The organism is Duganella aceris (genome assembly GCF_011090165.1).
Classification (GTDB): domain Bacteria; phylum Pseudomonadota; class Gammaproteobacteria; order Burkholderiales; family Burkholderiaceae_D; genus Rugamonas; species Rugamonas aceris.
Map to the genome: position 1 here is coordinate 38,658 of NZ_JAADJT010000016.1, position 18,403 is coordinate 57,060.

Annotated in this window: 17 protein-coding genes; 5 read left to right on the top strand and 12 right to left on the bottom strand. The window is 62.3% G+C overall.

Annotated features, from left to right (window positions below; all coding sequences use genetic code 11):
- Nucleotide 1 precedes the first annotated feature (1 nt).
- Together GW587_RS27565 and GW587_RS27570 are read left to right on the top strand one after the other, a co-directional pair.
- Nucleotides 2-1,036, top strand: coding sequence for a sensor histidine kinase (locus GW587_RS27565; RefSeq protein ID WP_166108113.1), 1,035 nt, complete (start codon nucleotides 2-4; stop codon nucleotides 1,034-1,036).
- A complete protein-coding gene (locus GW587_RS27570) occupies nucleotides 1,036-1,743 on the top strand; it encodes a LytR/AlgR family response regulator transcription factor (RefSeq protein ID WP_166108174.1) in 708 nt (235 codons plus the stop codon). The genes GW587_RS27565 and GW587_RS27570 overlap by 1 nt, the downstream gene beginning before the upstream one ends.
- Before the next feature lie 75 nt (nucleotides 1,744-1,818).
- Here the strand turns inward: GW587_RS27570 and GW587_RS27575 are convergent, their stop codons facing one another.
- The 4 genes from GW587_RS27575 to clpS all read right to left on the bottom strand — a co-directional run bounded on the left by GW587_RS27575 (nucleotide 1,819) and on the right by clpS (nucleotide 10,593).
- Nucleotides 1,819-4,272, bottom strand: a complete 2,454-nt coding sequence (locus GW587_RS27575; RefSeq protein ID WP_166108114.1) for an ABC transporter permease — start codon at nucleotides 4,270-4,272, stop codon at nucleotides 1,819-1,821.
- 136 nt (nucleotides 4,273-4,408) lie between these two features.
- The gene (locus GW587_RS27580; protein ID WP_229259686.1) at nucleotides 4,409-7,684 is read right to left on the bottom strand and encodes a S41 family peptidase; all 3,276 of its coding nucleotides are present in this window, start codon (nucleotides 7,682-7,684) and stop codon (nucleotides 4,409-4,411) included.
- A 303-nt stretch (nucleotides 7,685-7,987) separates the two neighbouring features.
- On the bottom strand, nucleotides 7,988-10,294 hold the full coding sequence (clpA, locus tag GW587_RS27585) for an ATP-dependent Clp protease ATP-binding subunit ClpA (RefSeq protein ID WP_166108116.1): 2,307 nt from the start codon (nucleotides 10,292-10,294) through the stop codon (nucleotides 7,988-7,990).
- Nucleotides 10,291-10,593 (bottom strand): ATP-dependent Clp protease adapter ClpS, encoded by a 303-nt coding sequence (clpS, locus tag GW587_RS27590; protein WP_008446470.1) that lies wholly within the window; start codon nucleotides 10,591-10,593, stop codon nucleotides 10,291-10,293. Before clpS ends, clpA begins: the two co-directional genes overlap by 4 nt.
- A 324-nt stretch (nucleotides 10,594-10,917) precedes the next feature.
- On the opposite strand from clpS, the gene cspE reads away from it, so the two are divergent.
- On the top strand, nucleotides 10,918-11,121 hold the full coding sequence (gene cspE, locus GW587_RS27595) for a transcription antiterminator/RNA stability regulator CspE (protein ID WP_010395943.1): 204 nt from the start codon (nucleotides 10,918-10,920) through the stop codon (nucleotides 11,119-11,121).
- Nucleotides 11,122-11,222: 101 nt separating this feature from the next.
- Here the strand turns inward: cspE and GW587_RS31525 are convergent, their stop codons facing one another.
- From GW587_RS31525 to icd, 3 genes are all read right to left on the bottom strand, one after another.
- Nucleotides 11,223-11,453, bottom strand: a complete 231-nt coding sequence (locus GW587_RS31525) for a hypothetical protein (protein WP_229259687.1) — start codon at nucleotides 11,451-11,453, stop codon at nucleotides 11,223-11,225.
- A 113-nt stretch (nucleotides 11,454-11,566) separates the two neighbouring features.
- Nucleotides 11,567-11,923: a transposase gene (locus tag GW587_RS31530; protein ID WP_229259688.1), complete on the bottom strand. Its 357-nt coding sequence runs from the start codon at nucleotides 11,921-11,923 to the stop codon at nucleotides 11,567-11,569.
- Nucleotides 11,924-12,031: 108 nt separating this feature from the next.
- Nucleotides 12,032-13,288, bottom strand: a complete 1,257-nt coding sequence (gene icd, locus GW587_RS27605) for an NADP-dependent isocitrate dehydrogenase (RefSeq protein ID WP_166108117.1) — start codon at nucleotides 13,286-13,288, stop codon at nucleotides 12,032-12,034.
- Nucleotides 13,289-13,399: 111 nt separating this feature from the next.
- Between icd and GW587_RS27610 the strand changes: the two genes are divergently transcribed.
- Complete coding sequence (locus GW587_RS27610; RefSeq protein ID WP_166108118.1) at nucleotides 13,400-13,960, top strand: pseudouridine synthase; 561 nt, start codon at nucleotides 13,400-13,402, stop codon at nucleotides 13,958-13,960.
- Nucleotides 13,961-14,038: 78 nt separating this feature from the next.
- Here GW587_RS27610 and rpsT read toward each other — a convergent pair whose 3' ends face one another.
- Nucleotides 14,039-14,305, bottom strand: a complete 267-nt coding sequence (rpsT, locus tag GW587_RS27615) for a 30S ribosomal protein S20 (RefSeq protein WP_166108119.1) — start codon at nucleotides 14,303-14,305, stop codon at nucleotides 14,039-14,041.
- A 190-nt stretch (nucleotides 14,306-14,495) separates the two neighbouring features.
- On the opposite strand from rpsT, the gene murJ reads away from it, so the two are divergent.
- Nucleotides 14,496-16,037, top strand: a complete 1,542-nt coding sequence (murJ, locus tag GW587_RS27620; protein ID WP_166108120.1) for a murein biosynthesis integral membrane protein MurJ — start codon at nucleotides 14,496-14,498, stop codon at nucleotides 16,035-16,037.
- A gap of 63 nt (nucleotides 16,038-16,100) precedes the next feature.
- Here murJ and GW587_RS27625 read toward each other — a convergent pair whose 3' ends face one another.
- The 4 genes from GW587_RS27625 to GW587_RS27640 form a co-directional block, all read right to left on the bottom strand.
- Nucleotides 16,101-16,601, bottom strand: a complete 501-nt coding sequence (locus tag GW587_RS27625) for an FxDxF family PEP-CTERM protein (RefSeq protein WP_207393669.1) — start codon at nucleotides 16,599-16,601, stop codon at nucleotides 16,101-16,103.
- A gap of 218 nt (nucleotides 16,602-16,819) precedes the next feature.
- Nucleotides 16,820-17,551, bottom strand: coding sequence for a type II secretion system protein (locus GW587_RS27630; protein ID WP_229259689.1), 732 nt, complete (start codon nucleotides 17,549-17,551; stop codon nucleotides 16,820-16,822).
- The gene (locus GW587_RS27635) at nucleotides 17,551-17,931 is read right to left on the bottom strand and encodes a type II secretion system protein (protein ID WP_166108121.1); all 381 of its coding nucleotides are present in this window, start codon (nucleotides 17,929-17,931) and stop codon (nucleotides 17,551-17,553) included. Before GW587_RS27635 ends, GW587_RS27630 begins: the two co-directional genes overlap by 1 nt.
- Nucleotides 17,925-18,401, bottom strand: a complete 477-nt coding sequence (locus GW587_RS27640) for a type II secretion system protein (RefSeq protein ID WP_166108122.1) — start codon at nucleotides 18,399-18,401, stop codon at nucleotides 17,925-17,927. Before GW587_RS27640 ends, GW587_RS27635 begins: the two co-directional genes overlap by 7 nt.
- Nucleotides 18,402-18,403: the final 2 nt, after the last annotated feature.

The following is an 18,403-nucleotide window of genomic DNA, read 5'->3' on the forward strand; positions in this document are numbered from 1 at the left end:
CATGAACAACGACCGCCCACTCATCGCCCGCCTGAACTGGTACTGGATATTCCAGCTGGCCGGCTGGGGCTTCCTGCCGCTGTTCGCCTTCGCCATGGGCGCATCGCGCGCGCCGGGGATGATGGCGATCTCGTGGTGGGGCGCGATCAGCGGCTTGGTCATCTCCGACCTGTGGCACCGCATGCTCCAGCGGCGCGTGCGCAGCGGCGTGCGCATCACATGGAAGCTGGTCTGCTGCGCGATCCTGGCGCTGGGCGTGCTGCACACCGCCGTGCAGCTGGTCGGCTATATCGTGATACGGCCGTTCGGCGACGTGCACGGCGTGGCATGGCTGCCGGGCGCGTTGCTGTCGTGGTGGGCGGTCTATCTGGTCTGGAATATCTTCTACATGGCGGTGCTGTCGCTGCGCCGCGCCAACCGGCTGGAAGCGGAATCGCTGCGGCTGGAGATCAGCGCCAAGGACGCCGAACTGCGCGCGTTGCAGGCGCAGGTCAATCCCCACTTCTTCTTCAACAGCATGAACAGCGTGCGTGCGCTGATCTACGAAGAGCCGGATGCCGCAGCGCTGATGATCGACCAGTTGGCGAGCGTGATGCGCTACGCGCTGCAGTCCGGGCAGCACGACACCGTGCCGCTGGCCGCCGAGATCGAAGCGGTGCAAGCCTACCTCGCGATCGAGAAAATCCGCTTCGAGGAGCGCATGCAGGTCAGCGTCGAGATCGGGCTGGGACTGGAGCAGGTGCGCATTCCGCCGATGGCCTTGCAGACATTGGTGGAGAATGCGGTCAAGTACGGCGTCGAAGCCAGTCCGACCGGCAGCGAGATACGCATCCGCGCGCAGCGCATGGACGACGGCACGGTCCACATCGAGATCGCCAACCTCGGCGCAATTCTGCCGTTCGCCAATTCCACCAAGGTGGGGCTGGTCAACACGCGCAAGCGGCTGGCGCTGGCGCTGGGTTCCAACGCCAATCTCGACCTGACTGAAAACAGCGGCTGGGTGCGCGCCACGATGACTTTACCGGAGGCCGCTTGATGCGGGTATTACTGATCGACGACGAGCGCCTCGCGCGCGCCGAATTGCGACGCCTGCTCGCGGCGCATGCCGGCGTGGAGATCGTGGGCGAAGCGGTCAACGCGGCCGACGGCGTGCAGCAGATCGCCGCGCTCAAGCCGGACCTGATCTTCCTCGATGTGCAAATGCCGGGCGGCAGCGGCTTCGACATGCTGGCCGCGCTGGAGGATGCGCCGGAGGTGATCTTCACCACCGCCTTCGACCAGTATGCGCTGCAAGCGTTCGAGGTTAACGCGCTGGACTATCTGCAAAAGCCGATCCAGGCTGCGCGCATGGCGGCGGCCTTGCAGCGCTGCGCGATGCGTTATCAGCGCGCGCTGGCCTACACCGCGCCGACCGCCGCGAAGAAACTGTTCATCAAGGATGGAGAGCGCTGCTGGTTCGTCGCCTTGCAGGACATTCGTCTGTTTGAATCGGATGGCAATTACACGCGCGTCTACTTCGAGCGCCAGCAGCCGCTGATGCTGCGCTCCCTGAACCAGTTGGAAGAACGCCTCGATCCGGAACGCTTCTTCCGCGCCAGCCGCCGCCACATTGTCAACCTCGACCACGTAGAACAAGTCACCCCCAACGAATCCGGCGGCCTCGATCTGATGCTGCGCGGCGGCCCCGAAGTCGAAGTCTCGCGCCGCCGCGCCGCACAGTTCAAAGCGCTGACCAGCCTTTAAACTTCGGGGTCAGGTCTGACATTCGTACACGGGCTCTACCGTAGCTCCAGCTACGGTAGAGCCCGTGTACGAATGTCAGACCTGACCCCGAATTACGTCGGCCGGCGCCATCCGCATGGCGATCCTGGTGTGGCGGGCGACGGCGGCCAGGGCGATCGTCAGCGTCAGCGACAGCGCGAGCAGCAGCGTCCAATAGCCGATCGGCGCATGCTCGACGTAGTTCGACAGGTAGCGCTGGATCGCCAGCGCCGCCACCGGCAGCGCGATCACGGCGGCGGCCAGCACCAGCGTTCCCACTTCCCTCACCACCAGCAGTCCGATGTCGCCGCGACGCGCACCGTGCAGCTTGCGCAGCACGATTTCGCGCGCGCGCCGCTGCACCGTGTTCGCCGCCAGCACGTAGGTGCCGAAGGCGGCGATCGCCAGCGCGATGCCGGTGGCGACCATCAGCAGCCTGGCCATGCGCGCATCGTCGGCGTAGTGCGCCGCCAGCACGTCCGCTGCGCGATAGGTCTTGGGGATCGCGTTCGGGAAGTAGCCCGGCCACAGCGTCTGCGCGGTGCGCTCGATGGCGGCCGGCGTGGCGGCGGCGGCGCGCACGCTCAACACCGTCCCCGAGGAAGACAATTCATAGGCCGTCGCGCGCGGCTGGTCGCGCAGTGAACGAAAGCGCAGTTCGGGCGCGATGCCGACGATGCGCCGCGCCGTCACCGTGTTGTCGTAGCCGGTGTACATCACGGTCTGGCCGACCGCCTCCTCGGCGCTGGCGAAACCCAGCGCGCGCGCGGCGACCAGGTTCAGCACCAACGGTATATTGTCGTCGTTCTTGTCGATGGCGGCCTGGAACAAGCGCCCGGCCGCCGGCGCGATGCCGTACAGCTCAAAGAAATTCGCGCTGACCGATTTCATCTCCATCGTCGCGGCGACGCCGCCGGGACGCTTCAGCTCCCAGGTCCAGGCCCAATCGAGCCGGCCGACCGGGTCGGCGGAAATCGCGACGTCGCCAACGCCTGGCTGCGCCTTCAAGGCGGAGAGAAAGCGGCGCGCCGCCTCGCTGTCCTTGACGCGCTCCGGCATGTCGACGATGACCAGCGGCGCCGGATCGAATCCCGGCGAGACCCGCATCGCATACTCGGTCTGCCACGCCACCGCGATGGTGACGCCGGCGAATCCCATGGCGATGGCGACCTGCAGCACCGTCAGCGCGCGCCGCCATTGCATGCTGCCATGCGACTCGGTGTCCGGCCGCCCCGCCAGCACCTGCCTCGGATGCACCCGCAATGCGATCCATGCGGGATGCGCCGCCGTCGCCGCGCCCAGTACCGCGCCGATGACGATGGCTGTGGCGATATTCTGCAAGGAGAACACGCCATCCAACTGACGGTTGACCAGCTGCGAGAACAACGGCAACGCCAGCCAGGCCAGCAGCAGCCCGAGCGCGGTCGCCACCATCGCCACCAGCAGCGATTCGAGCAGGAATTGCAGCGCGATCCGCATGCCGCCGGCGCCCAGCACTTTGCGCATCGCCACCTCCCGCTGGCGGCGCAGCACGCGCACCGTGGTCAGGTTGACGTAGTTGATCGCCGCCAGCAGCAGGATCAGCAGCGCCAGCGCCGCCAGCCCGGCGACGACGATGGGATTGGCCCGGTCGCCCGACAGCGCGATGAAGTTGTTCTCGGACCGGTAGTCGAAATAGGCGTCGCGCAGCGGCGAGATGGCCAGTTCGATCGCCTTGCGATTGCCCAGCCGCTCGCGTACCTGCGGCGGCCATTGATTGAGGCTGGGCGCGGTGTCCACCGCTTGCTGCAGGCGTTGCAGGATCGCCGGCAGCGACGCGTCAGGCCCGACACGCAGCAGCATCTTGGTCATCCAGCCATGCTCGCCGGTCAGCATCTCGTGCCGGATCTCTTTTTCCACCACCGCCGCCTGGACGCCGAACAGCACCTCGAACTGGATCGTGGAGTTGGCCGGCGGCGTCGGCACGATCGCGCCCACTTGCATGGTGCTGCCTTCGGCCAGCATGCTCCGGCCCAGCGCGTCGCGCGTGCCGAACATGCGCAGCGCGGCGGCTTCGGTGATGACGAAGAGATCCGGCCGCTGCAAGGCCGCCGCCAGATCGCCTTGTGCCGCGCGCAGGCCGAGCATGGACGGGAAGCCCGGCAGCACGATCAGGCCGCGCACCGTCATCAGGCCGCGATCGACACGCACCGTCAGCGGCGTGATGTCCGGCCGCGATGGGATGTAGCTGGTGACATCGACCACGCCGGGTATCTTCAATGCGGTCTCGCGCAGGAACATCGGCGCCAGTTCGAACAGCGGCGACGCCGGTTCGACGTTGAAGTGGTGCTTGACGACGTAGACATGGTCCACCTGCGGCACGTGGGTGTCGTATTCCATCGAATAACGCACGAAGCCAAGCAGCAGCAGGCACGCGGCCAGGCCGATGCCGAGACCCAGCACCACCGCCAGCGTGTACGCGGGTTCCTGGATCAGGGTGCGCCAGCCGATGCGCAAGTCTCTTATTTTCATGTGGGCATGTCCGTCAGGGTCGATCTCCTGTTAGTGCAACATCCGTGCCATTGCATGCCGCGCCGCGCGCGCCGACTGCGCCGCGGTGCATTGTCCGGAAGTGAACGCCGGCGCTGTTCACTTCCGGACACCGCGTTTATTTGGCCTTGATCGGGAACGCCGGACGGGCCGGACGCACCGGCGGATTCTTCGCCAATTCCGCCTTGATCACCTCGATCGCTTTTTCCAGCTGCGGGTCGCGGCCGGCGATGACGTCGGCCGGGTTCTGGTCGATCTCGATATCCGGCGCCACGCCTTCGTTCTCCACGCCCCAGCCGCCGTCGCGGGTCCAGAAGGCCAGGTTGGGCGCGGTGATGAAGCCGCCGTCCATCAGCGTCGGGAAACCGAGCACGCCGACCAGACCACCCCAGGTGCGCTTGCCGATCAGCGGGCCCATTTGGTTTTTGCGGAACATCCACGGCAGCAGGTCGCCGCCCGAACCGGCCGTCTCATCGATCAGCATCGCGCGCGGGCCCTGGATCGAGGCCGACGGCGTCTTCATGTCGGCGCCGTAGCGCATGGTCCACCAGGCGATCTCCTTCTTCTGCAGGATCTCCAGATAGTAGTCGGCGACGCTGCCGCCGCCGTTGAAGCGCTCGTCGATGATGACCGCGTCCTTGTCGGCTTGCGGGAAGAAGTAGCGCTTGAAGTAGGTGTGGCCCAGGGTCGCGGTGTTGGGCACGTAGACGTAGGCGACGCGGCCGCCGGTGGCGGCGTTCACCTTGCGCATATTCCCCTCGATCCAATCGCGGTTGCGCAGCGCGTCCTCCATCGCCACCGGCACCACGGTGATGGTGCGCGATTTGCTGCCGTCCGCGTTGGGGCCGACGGTGATGTCGATCGCCTTGTTGGCGGTGTTCTCGAAAGCGCTGTACAAATTGGTCGGCGCCAGCAGCGCGCGGCCGTCCACCGCCAGCAGGTACTCGCCGGCCTTGACGTTCAGGCCCGGCTCCGTCAACGGCGCGCGCAGCGCCGGGTTCCAGTTCAAGCCGCCGTAGACTTTCTTGAAGCGGTAACGGCCTTCGCTGACCTCATAGTCAGCGCCGAGCAGGCCTACCGGCACCGGCTTGGCGTCGGTGAAGTAGTCGCCGCCACCGCCGCGATGGTGGCCGACGCCGAGTTCACTGCACAGCCATTGCACCAGCCGATTCAGATCGGCGCGGCTGGACAGCTCCGGCAGGAACTGCGCGTACTTGGCGCGCATCTTGTTCCAGTCGGCGCCGTGCATGCCGGGGTCGTAGAAGTAGTCGCGGTTGATGCGCCAGACTTCGTTGAAGATCTGCGCCCACTCGGCGCGCGGTTCGGCGCGCACTTCAATGGCTTCGATTTTGATCTTGCCTTCGCCCGGCGTCAGCGTCTTGGCGCCGGCGCTGCCCATGGACCAGGCTTCCTTCAGGCGGTACAACAGCTTCTTGCCGTCGGCCGAGACTTCGAATTCGTCCGCCTCGGGCAGCAGCGTCTCGGCCTTGCGGTCCTTCAGGTCGAAGCGCTGGATGGCCTTCTTGCCGTCGGTCTCGCGCAGGAAGAAGATCTTGCCCTCCTCGCCGGCCTCCAGGTCGGACAGCGAGGCCGCAGGTATCGGCAGATCGACGATGCGGGTGTCGATGCCGTCGAAGTCGATGGCGATCGGCGCGACTGGCGCCACCGTCACCTTTGGATCGTCGCGACCGGTCTTGGGGTCGATTTTGGGCGGCGCGTCGGCCTTGGCATCGGCTTTGGCTTCGGCCTTGGCCGGCTGCGTCGCCGGCGCGCCCTTCTCCTCGTCGCTCTCCTTGATCAGCGGCGACGGCAGGTCGCGCCGCAAGGTCGCCATCCAGATGGTGCGCGTGACGCGGTTGTCCTCGTTCTGCTGCGAGAACCAGTTGTTGCTCGGCCCCGCGTTGGTCGAGGCGAAGAAGTACAAGTATTTGCCGCTCTTGTCGAACACCGGGTTGACCACGTCCGACAAGCCATCCGTGACCGGCCAGGATTTGTTCTGCTCCAGCGAGTAGATGTAGGCGCTGCGCGTGTAGGTCATGGCGTTGAGCGCGTAGGCGATCCAGCGCGAGTCCGGCGCCCAGGCGGCCTTCAGCGTTTTGTTCACGCCGTACAGCGGCTCGGAGGCGATCTTCTTGACCGCGCCGCTGGCCACGTCCAGCACGTACAGCGTCCAGGCGTTGTCGGTGTAGGCGATCTTCTTGCTGTCCGGCGACCAGACCGGGTTGTCGTAGAAGCCGGCGCCGGTCAGCTTGAATTTGCGCGGCTCGCTCTTGCCGTCCTGGGCGCGGATATGCAGCATGTACTCGCCGGATTCGTCGGAGAAGTAGGCCACCGAGCGGCCATCGGGCGACCATGCCGGCGAGCGCTCATGCGCCGCCGAGGTTTGCGTCAGGTTGCGCACATCGCCTTTGTCTGCGGGGATGGTGACGATCTCGCCGCGGAACTCGTACGCCACGCGCGCGCCGGACGGCGAGATCGCGGCGTTGCGGATGTACTTGGCGCCACTGACCCAGCGCGGGCGCGACAGACCCAGATCGCTGTTGACGCCGATGGTCAGCTTGCGCGCCTGGCCGCTGCGCAGGTCCAGCGCGTGCAGATAGCCGGCCTGCTCGTAGACGATGCCGTCGCCGGATGCCGCCGCGTTCAGCACAGGGAAGTCGGTGTGCCTGGTCAGCGCGCGCACCGCCCTGGTCTTGACGTCGTAGGCGTATAGATTGAATTCGCCGTCGCGGTCGGAGCGGAAGTAGACGGTGTCGCCGATCCAGATCGGATCGACGTCGTTGGCATGCGTGGCCGGCTGCGGAATGCGCTGCACCGATTTGTCGCCGCGATCGAACAGCCACAGGATGGAGTTGGTGCCGCCGCGATAGTGCTTCCACTGCATGAAGGCCGGCGAGAACGGGTTGTAGGCGATCTGCTTGCCGTCCGGCGACCAGGTCGCGCGCGCGGCGTTCGGGACCTCCAGCTCGGTCTCCACGCCGCCTGCCACCGGCACCGTGAACAGCTTGCGGAAGCGGTTGTTGAAGGCCGCGCGCGGCGAGGTGAACATCACCGCCTTGCCGTCCGGCGTGAAGCCCTGCGCCAGGTCCGCGCCCGGATGCCAGGTCAGGCGCTTCGGCACGCCGCCTTCGACCGGCAGCAGATAGACATCGATGTTGCCGTCCACCTGGGCGCTGTAGGCCAGCAACTTGCCGTCCGGCGAAAACACCGGGTTCGACTTTTCGCCGGGATCGGCGGTGAGGCGGCGCGGCGCGCTGCCGTCGGGGTTGGCCAGCCACACGTCGCCGGCGTAGATGAAGGCCAGGTGGCGCGCCGACAGCGCGGGTTCGGTCAGCATCCGGGTGTCGCTGGTGTTCGGCAACGCCAGCGCCGGCGCGGTGGCGGTCATCAACATGAGGGCAAGCGGGAGGACGCGGAATGAGATCATGGACGGGCCCGGAAAGTTGTCGAATAGAACAGCGATTCTGGCACAGCTTGATGCCCAACAGGCAAAAAAAACCCGCGTCCATGGGAAGGCGCGGGCTGGGAGCTACGCCGATTCAGGGGCGTGCTAGAAAAATACATCATCGGCGATGCGGCGGCGGATGTAAACCTTGGCTTAGTAACAACTCCGATACAAAGCCGGCGGATATTTACATGCCGTTACTTGACGAAAAAAAACCGCTCCGAAGAGCGGTTTTCCGTGTCCCTGCCGGGCTTACTCGACCTCGACGGTCTCCGGCGGGGTGGTCGGCGCCGCGTCGGGCGGTTCCGGGAAGTCCAGCTTGACCACGTCCTTGTCGTCCAGATCCACGGTCACCTTGCCGCCGGTGACCAAGCGACCGAACAGCAGCTCGTCGGCCAGCGCCTTGCGGATCATGTCCTGGATCAGGCGCGACATCGGCCGCGCGCCCATCAACGGGTCGAAACCTTTCTTGCTGAGGAACTTGCGCAGTTTCTCGGTGAAGATGGCTTCGACTTTCTTCTCGTGCAGCTGCTCTTCCAGCTGCATCAGGAACTTGTCGACCACGCGCAGGATGACGTCCTCGTTCAGCGCGCGGAAGCTGATGGTCGCGTCCAGACGGTTGCGGAACTCCGGCGTGAACATGCGCTTGATGTCGGCCATCTCGTCGCCCGCCTCTTTCGAGTTGGTGAAACCGATCGACGTCTTCTGCAAGCTCTCGGCGCCCGCGTTGGTGGTCATGATGATGATCACGTTGCGGAAGTCGGCCTTGCGTCCGTTGTTGTCGGTCAGCGTGCCGTGGTCCATCACTTGCAGCAGGATGTTGAAAATGTCCGGGTGGGCTTTTTCAATTTCATCCAGCAGCAGCACCGCGTGCGGTTTCTTGGTGATGGCTTCGGTCAGCAGGCCACCCTGGTCGAAACCGACGTAGCCCGGCGGCGCGCCGATCAGGCGCGACACGGCGTGACGCTCCATGTACTCGGACATGTCGAAACGAATCAGCTCGATGCCCATGATGAAGGCCAGCTGCTTCGCCACCTCGGTCTTGCCGACGCCGGTCGGACCGGAGAACAGGAAGGAGCCGATCGGCTTGTCGGTCTTGCCCAGGCCGGCGCGCGCCATCTTGATCGCCGACGCCAGGGCGTCGATCGCCGGATCCTGGCCGAACACCACGTTGCGCAGGTCGCGGTCGATGGTTTGCAGCTTGCTGCGGTCGTCCTGGTTGACGGTCTGCGGCGGGATGCGCGCGATCTTGGCGATGATGTCCTCGATCTCGGCCTTGCCGATGGTTTTCTTCTGCTTCGACTTCGGCAGGATGCGTTGCGCCGCACCGGCTTCGTCGATGACGTCGATCGCCTTGTCGGGCAGGTGACGGTCGTTGATGAAGCGAGCCGCCAGCTCAGCCGCGGTCGACAGCGCCGACGCCGAATACTTGACGCCGTGGTGCTCTTCGAAGCGCGACTTCAGGCCGCGCAGGATCTGCACCGTCTGTTCGACGGTCGGCTCGTTGACGTCGACCTTCTGGAAACGGCGGCTCAGCGCGTGGTCTTTTTCGAACACGCCGCGGAACTCGGTGTAGGTGGTCGCACCGATGCACTTCAGCTGGCCGTTGGCCAACGCCGGTTTCAGCAGGTTGGACGCGTCCAGCGTGCCGCCCGACGCCGAACCGGCGCCGATGATGGTGTGGATCTCGTCGATGAACAGGATGCCGTTCGGGTTGTCCTTGAGTTGCTTCAGGACCGCCTTCAGGCGCTGCTCGAAATCGCCGCGATACTTGGTGCCGGCCAGCAGCGCGCCCATGTCCAGCGAGAACACCACGGCGTTCTGCAGGATTTCCGGGACGTCGCCCTGGGTGATGCGGTAGGCCAGGCCTTCGGCGATCGCGGTCTTGCCCACGCCGGCCTCACCCACCAGCAGCGGGTTGTTCTTGCGGCGACGGCACAGGATCTGGATCACGCGGTCGACTTCGTCTTCGCGGCCGATCAGCGGATCGATCTTGCCTTCGGCGGCGGACTTGTTCAGATTCTGCGTGAACTGGTCGAGCGGACTTTCCTTGGTCTGGCCTTCGCCGCCCGGAGCGCCTTCCTCCACGCCTTCCGAGGCCTTGGCGGCATCGGTCTGCTGGTCCTTGCGCACGCCGTGCGAAATGAAGTTGACCACGTCGAGGCGGGTCACGCCCTGCTGGTGCAGGTAGTAGACCGCGTGCGAGTCTTTTTCGCCGAAGATGGCCACCAGCACGTTGGCGCCCGTCACTTCCTTCTTGCCGTTGGAAGCGGACTGTACGTGCATGATGGCGCGCTGAATCACGCGCTGGAAGCCTAGCGTCGGCTGGGTATCCACCTCGCCCGTGCCGGGCACGGTCGGGGTGTTATCGCCAATAAAATTGGTCAGGGTTTTGCGCAGATCTTCAATGTTGACGGCGCATGCGCGCAACACTTCGGCAGCCGAAGGGTTGTCCAGCAAGGCCAGCAGCAAATGCTCCACCGTGATGAATTCGTGCCGTGCCTGTCGCGCTTCGACAAACGCCATGTGCAAACTTACTTCTAATTCCTGCGCAATCATACTTCCTCCATCACGCACTGCAGGGGATGCCCCGCCTTGCGCGCATGCGTTAAAACGAACTCCACTTTGGTACAGGCTATATCTTTTGAGAACACGCCGCACACTCCTTTGCCATAGCGATGCACACTGAGCATAATTTGCGTGGCTGTTTCACGGTCTTTGTTGAAATACTCCTGGATGATGGCGACCACGAATTCCATCGGGGTGTAGTCATCATTGAGAAGCGCCACCTGGTACAGGGGTGGCGGCTTCAGCGTTTGCCGCTCCAAGAGGGTTTCGGTGTCATGCTTGGTTGCCATACGCTTATATTCTAATGCTTTCGGGGTTGATGCAATGTGCATTTCACCATGCACATCCAATTGTTTTCCATATTACGCGCTTTCCGGACTTGTCGCAGATGGAGCCCTATTCCGTGAAATCAAGAGTTGCATTTCCACCAATCGCGTTAAAAGTAGCAAAATGCATACAAATCTGCTTGACTTTCAAAATTGGTCCGCTAACAATGCGTTATCGGCTGCGTGCAGAAATGTACATGTTGATAAGAAGTGAGGCGTGAGGAGGGGGCAAGAAGCTTCTTGCTTTTATGGCTCGTGTGATCCGTTTTAATTTTGAAAGTTCTTTTTATGGCAACAGGTACAGTTAAGTGGTTCAATGATTCCAAAGGTTTTGGCTTCATCACTCCAGATGACGGCGGCGAGGATTTGTTCGCTCACTTCTCCGCAATCAACATGAACGGTTTCAAGACCCTCAAAGAAGGTCAAAAAGTTCAATTCGAAGTCACGCAAGGCCCTAAAGGCAAGCAAGCTTCCAACATCCAAGCTGCTTAAATTCAGCACCCGATGTAAAAAACCTCGCACTGCGAGGTTTTTTTTCGTCCCGGCTCCGGGCGAAAATACAACACCGGGGTCAGTTCCGGCAACGTGCCAAATCAGGAATTTTCTTCGAACTTCCGCACCGCCCGGTTGACGGATCTGAGCGAGACGCCAAAGAACTCTCCAATCTCCGCCATCGTATAGAGTGTCGAAAAATAGGCGCAAGCCATCGCCTGATCGCGATCGGTGAATTGATCTCGATACTCGCCCAGCGACAACGCATGACAAAGCGTTGGTAGCGCTGCACGGCTTGGCTGCGCGTCGGCCCGAAGTGCGCTAGCAGCCAATCCGTTTCCAGCCATTCAGGGGCGTCGTACGCGCCCGTGGCGTAGTGGTGACTACTCCATGGCCACTGATCCAATGCATCGACCATGCGGGCCCGCAGCGGGTTCAAGACGACTTAACGCGACAGCTCCAGCAGGTGGCGCTCTTTTTGAATCAGGATGGCCTTATAGCGCCCCTGGAACAGATGGCCGACAAGATGATGCCGGCGATTGAAGTGCTGCGTGTACAGACCGTTTAGCTGGCGCATCCCTTGCGACAGATTGCCCTCCACGGTTTCGATCAGCACATGGTAGTGATTCGTCATCTGGCAAAACGCATGAATGACGAAGTTGAAGCGCTTGCAGACGCGCCTCATGATGTCGAGCCAGATCAGGCGATCCGTCTCGTCGCGATATATCGCCTCGCTGTGATCGCCACGCGAGGTCACGTGATATAGCGCACCGGGAAATTCTAGGCGGAGTGGACGTGTCATCACTTCACCTTAGCCCCGCCAGGGCGCCGGATACTGATCTAGCTCAGCATCCGGCAGGCTTACGCATCAGCTCGTGGCACGATGCCGGAACTGACCCCGCCTTTTTGCTTATTGCATCTGTTCGACCATCACTTCGCCGAAGCCGGAGCAGGAGACTTGCGTGGCGCTGTCCATCAGCCGCGCGAAGTCGTAGGTGACGCGTTTCGAGTCGATCGATTTTTCCATCGCCTTGATGATCAGGTCGGCCGCTTCGGTCCAGCCCATGTGGCGCAGCATCATTTCCGCCGACAAAATCAGCGAACCCGGATTGACGTAGTCCTTGCCGGCGTACTTCGGCGCGGTGCCGTGCGTCGCTTCGAACATCGCCACCGAGTCCGACATGTTGGCGCCCGGCGCGATGCCGATGCCGCCCACCTGCGCCGCCAGCGCGTCCGAAATGTAATCGCCGTTCAGGTTCAGCGTGGCGATGACGCTGTATTCCACCGGACGCATCAGGATCTGCTGCAGGAAGGCGTCGGCGATCGAATCCTTGATCGTGATGTCGCGCCCGGTCTTCGGATTCTTGAACTTGCACCACGGACCGCCGTCGATCAGCTCGGCGCCGAATTCCTTTTGCGCCAGCTCGTACGCCCAGTCGCGGAAACCGCCCTCGGTGTACTTCATGATGTTGCCCTTGTGGACGATGGTCACCGACGGCTTGTCGTTGTCGATGGCGTACTGGATCGCCTTGCGCACCAGCCGCTGCGTGCCCTCGATCGACACCGGCTTGATGCCCAGCCCCGACGTCTCCGGGAAGCGGATCTTGGTCACGCCCATTTCCTTGACCAGGAAATCGATCAGCTTCCTGGCGCCGTCCGAACCCTGCGCGTATTCGATGCCGGCATAGATGTCCTCCGAGTTCTCGCGGAAGATGACCATCTGGGTCTTTTCCGGTTCCTTCAGCGGCGACGGCACGCCGGTGAAGTAGCGCACCGGACGCAGGCAGACGTACAGGTCCAGCTGCTGGCGCAGCGCCACGTTCAGCGAGCGGATGCCGCCGCCCACCGGCGTCGTCAGCGGGCCCTTGATCGAGACCACGTAGTCCTTCACCGCGCTCAGCGTTTCCTCCGGCAGCCACACGTCGGGACCATAGACCTGGGTCGATTTCTCGCCGGCGTAGATCTCCATCCAGTGGATCTTGCGCTTGCCGCCGTAGGATTTCGCCACCGCCGCGTCGACCACCTTGAGCATCACCGGAGTGACGTCGATCCCGGTGCCGTCGCCCTCGATATAGGGAATGATCGGGTTATCTGGTACATTCAGGGAAAAATCGGCGTTGACGGTGATTTTCTGGCCGTCGGCGGGTACTTTGATATGTTGGAACATCGTGATTCTCCGAGGTAGACTCTGGTCTTATATAAGACATAAGACATGCTTTTGATACATTATGCACGAACTGGGCTTGTAAGCCTACACCAATTTCACCTGAACATAAGCATGCCCCTGATACTATTCAATAAACCTTTTCAAGTGCTGTGCCAGTTCTCGCCGCAGGACGACAAGGCCACGCTGGCCGACTATCTGAAGATCCCGAACATCTACCCCGCCGGCCGCCTCGACGCCGACAGCGAGGGCCTGATGCTGCTGACCGACGACGGCAAGCTGCAGCACGCCATCGCCCACCCGGACCACAAGGAAGCCAAGATCTATCTGGTGCAGGTGGACGGCGTGCCGGACGCGGCCAGCCTGGCGAAGCTGCAGGCGCCGATCGATCTGGGCGATTTCGTCACCAAGCCTTGCCAGGCGGTGCGGATCGCCGAGCCGGAGTGGCTGTGGCCGCGCAATCCGCCGATCCGCCAGCGCGCCGAGCAACCGACCAGCTGGCTGGCGATCACGCTCCAGGAAGGCAAGAACCGCCAGGTGCGGCGCATGACGGCGGCGGTCGGCCTGCCGACGCTGCGGCTGGTGCGCAGCGCCATCGGCCGGATCTCACTGGCCACGCATCCGCTGATGCCGGGCGAATGGATGGAGGTTGCGCCCAAGGACCTCGGCAACTAAAAATACGGCGCGCACATGCGAAAAAACCCGCGCCGGCCGAAGCCGGAGCGGGTTCTTGCTTGAATCCCGGTGAGGGAATTAAGCGGACAGTGCCTTCAGGGCAGCTGCCAGACGGCTCTTGTGACGAGCTGCCTTGTTTTTGTGGATGATCTTCTTGTCGGCGATGCTGTCGATTTTCGACACGGACGATTGGAAGATTGCGGTCGCAGCAGCTTTGTCGCCGCCCTGGATCGCCTTGCGAACTGCTTTGATTGCAGTGCGCAGGGTCGAACGCTGAGCCGAATTGTGAGCGTTTTGCTTAACTGCTTGACGAGCGCGTTTGCGCGCTTGTGCGGTATTTGCCATGGAATTTCCTAAAACAGGGTAAAGGTGCGTTTGCAAACATTATTGTTTGCCAAACAGGTGCGTTCAGTGCGTCTGCCGTACCAATGAGTCAAACTGCTGCCTGCCAAACATTAGTGTCTGCGTAACAGAATTCTGTACAGCCTGCGATTATAGCGATGTTTTCCGTCAGGAGCAACTATAATCATGCCCCATGAACTTGCTAAAAACTCTAGCCGCCCTCAGCAGCATGACCATGCTGTCCCGTATCACCGGACTGTTACGCGAAATCCTCATCGCCCGGGCCTTCGGCGCCGGCGGCATGACAGACGCCTACAACGTCGCGTTCCGATTGCCCAATCTATTAAGAAGGCTGTTTGCCGAAGGCGCGTTCTCGCAAGCCTTCGTTCCCATCCTGTCCGAGTACAAAAACAAGCAAAGCGAGGAAGCCACCCGCAACCTGGCCGACCATGTCGGCAACACGCTGGTGTGGTCGACCGTTTTTATCAGTGCGATCGGCATTATCGCATCCCCGCTGCTGCTGATGGCGGTCGCCAGCGGCCTCAAGCCGACCGACTTCGACGCGGCGGTCTGGATGACGCGCCTGATGTTCCCCTACATCGCCTTCATGGCCTTCGTCGCGCTGGCCGGCGGCATCCTCAACACCTGGAGCCAGTTCAAGATCCCGGCCTTCACGCCGGTGCTGCTGAATATCTCGTCGATCCTGGCCTCGCTGTTCCTGCAGCAGCATCTGCAGCAGCCGATCTATGCGATGGCGATCGCGGTCTTTGTCGGCGGCGTGCTGCAGGTCGGGATCCAGGTCCCGGCATTGTTGAAGATCCGCATGCTGCCGCGCCTGTCGCTCAATCCGCTGGCCGGCCTGCGCGATCCCGGCGTGCGGCGCGTGCTGAAGAAGATGGGGCCGGCGGTATTCGCCGTCTCCGCCGCGCAAATCAGTTTGCTGATCAACACCAGCATCGCCTCCAACCTGGCCGAGGGCAGCATTTCCTTCCTGACCTATGCCGACCGCCTGATGGAGTTTCCGACCGCGCTGCTGGGCGTGGCGCTGGGCACCATCCTGCTGCCCAGCCTGTCCAAGGCCAGCGTCGGCGGCGACAAGGAGGAATACTCGTCGCTGCTGGACTGGGGCCTGCGCCTGACCTTCCTGCTGGCGATGCCGGCGGCGGTCGGCCTGGCCACGCTGGCGGTGCCGCTGATCGCGACGCTGTTCCAGAACGGTAAATTCAGCGCGGCGGCGGCGCATGCGTCGGCGGAGCCGCTGATCGCCTACAGCGTCGGCCTGCTCGGCATCATCCTGGTCAAGACGCTGGCGCCGGCCTTCTACGCGCAACAGGACATCCGCACGCCGGTGCGGATCGCCATCGGCGTGATGATCGCCACCCAGCTGATGAACCTGATTTTCGTGCCGCAGCTCGCGGTGGCCGGGCTGGCGCTGTCGATCAGCCTGGGCGCCTGCATCAACGCCGGCTTCCTGTTCACCGGCCTGCGCCGGCGTGGCGTCTACGTGGCCAAGCCGGGCTGGCCGCTGTTCTTCGGCAAGCTGGTGGTGGCGTGTGTGCTGATGGGCCTGACGGCCTGGTTCGGCGCGGCGCAGTTCGACTGGACCGCGCCGCACCAGACGCTGCTGCGCATCGCCGCGCTGTTCGCGTTGATCGGCGTGTGCGGCGTGGTGTACTTCGGCGCGCTGCTGGCGATGGGCTTCCGCTTCCGCGATTTCAAGCGCATGGCGCGCTGAGGGACAAAGCGCTGGACGTAAAAAAACCCGCCGAGGCGGGTTTTCTCATTTAAACAGCGAAACTTAAGCTGCTTTTTTTGCTTTGCGACGAGCGATGGCGCCAACCAGTGCCAGGCCGCCCAGCATCATGCCGTAGGTTTCTGGTTCTGGGACTGGGGTGGCCGTCACGGTACCCGAGTACGACAGGTTTTTAACTGGCGTGATACCCCAGACGTGCACGGTGTACTCGCCGGCAGCCAGGCTACCGGACCAGCTCAGGCTTTGCTGCGAGCCCGTGGTGATCGGGGCGAACGTACCACCGGTTACATTCATCAGTTCGGCGCCAAAGCCGGTGATCTGGGTGGTCGCGGTGAAGTTCTGTTGCGTACCGAACGCCGTTGCCGAAGCCACATCCAGCGTGAAGGTCAGGTAGTCGTTGAACTCGCCAACGGTGCTGATCTTGTAGCCGAACGGGGAGCTGTCCGGACCGCTGGAGTCCAGGGTACCCAGGTCGTGGTTAGTGGCCGATGCGGCGAACGACGCTGCTGCCAGCATGGCGCCTGCTACGATAGTTTTCAGTTTCATGGAAATTTCCTCAATGTAGATAACAATTGTGATAGTGCTTGCGCCGCTCACTTGTGGGTCGATAGGAGTACTGCTTTGTCAAGCATACCATAGGAAAATTGATCCCTATTGTAAATATTCCATTTTTTATTTCTTTTCAATAACTATTTTCATGTTGTGCAATGGAAAATTGCACTGCAACAATTTTGACGATTTTTTTGTTTTTTAACAGAAATATTTCACTTCAAATCTTTCCTGGAGGGTAAGTTTGTTGACTCTTCAACTGATGCAGGTTCCTCGGGCAAAACAGCTTCCACAGAGGGAATTTCCGACGTTTCCGAAGGCGCGGCTGGCGCCGGCGGCGATGGGCTGGCTGTCTCTGTGTTAGAAGGCGCACCAACCGAAGATAAAGGCGAAATTTGTTGTAACGCAGGTACAGCCGGAACCGAATTCAATCGTGCGGGGCCCTGCCCCCCTGCCGGCTTGGGTTTAACAGCCGCAGAAAACTTCCACTCGGAAATATGGGTCTTGTTCTCAAAGCCGGAGAAACGTTCTGGAAAGTTAGCAATCTTGATGGGCCTGGCGTCCGACAAACTGTACACCGCGAGCACGCCGACCTTGTCGCCCAGGTACACGACGCCCCATTGTTGATTGCCGGTAATCGGATCGACGAACAGCTTGCGCAGATGACGCCGGGTGCCGGAAAATCTGGGATCTTTCAGCAGCGCTTGTAATGAAGGAGGCTGAGTTGGCTGGCCGCTTGGCGTGGCGTCGGCATAGCTTTGCAGGGCGTCGCTGAACGCGGCACCAATTTCAAGCAACTCCGATTCCGCTTTGCTGCGCTGCAACAGCGAACCGAGTTTAAGCGCCGATGCGGCTACCAATCCGATGATGGCGACCAGAATGATCAGGCTCAGATAAGTAAAGCCCCCGCTCTTCCTCCGCATCGGAAATCTTGCCTGATTAAACATCACCATTCGGCATAGGGCCGGCCGCTTCGATCGTTGCCGGGGGCGCCGCTTCTGATCTCATAGACACCGCCCTTGGTGCCGTCCTCCGGGGGCACGAGTATCCAGCTCGCGCTGCTGTCGGTGATGGGATCGACCGGCAACGCACGCAGATATTTTTTCTCCACTAATTGTTCCAGAGAATCGGGATAGCGGCCGGTGTCGCCGTAGTATTGGTCGATCACCTGGCGCACGCTGCGCAGATTGTCCGCCAGCACTACTTCCTTGGATTTGTCGATACTTGGGAAATAGCGCGGCACCGCCAGCGTCAGCATCAGCGCAATGATACCCAGCACCACCAATAGCTCGATCAGCGTGAATCCCTTGCTTTTCATGGTCACCATTTTTTATAAGGCACGCCGTTCAGGCCGCTCTTCTCGCTAAGACTGTAAACGTCGTAGATGTCGTCGCCCTCCCTCGGCTGGTCGGCTTCGCTGGCGTAGCTGCGCTTGCCCCACGATTGCGCCGGGCTCGCCGAGGTGTCGGCGTTGAACGGGTCGCGCGGCACCCGCCGCAGGAAGAATATCTTGGTGTGTTTGGGATTCTGCAGGTCGGGCACGCCCTCGACCAGCACGTCCAGCGTCTTGGGATAACCGGTCGCCGCCAGCGACTTGGTGATGCGGCCCTGGTCGTAAGCCAGTTTATAGGCGTCGATGCCGTCGCGGATCTGGTGCAAGGCGTCGCGCAGGTCCCGCTCCTGGCGGCGCTGCACCACCACCTGCGCGGTCGGGATCACCAGCGCGCTGAGCAGGCCGAGAATGGCCAGCGTCACCAGCAACTCGATCAGCGTGAAGCCGCGCGCGCGCATTGTCATGC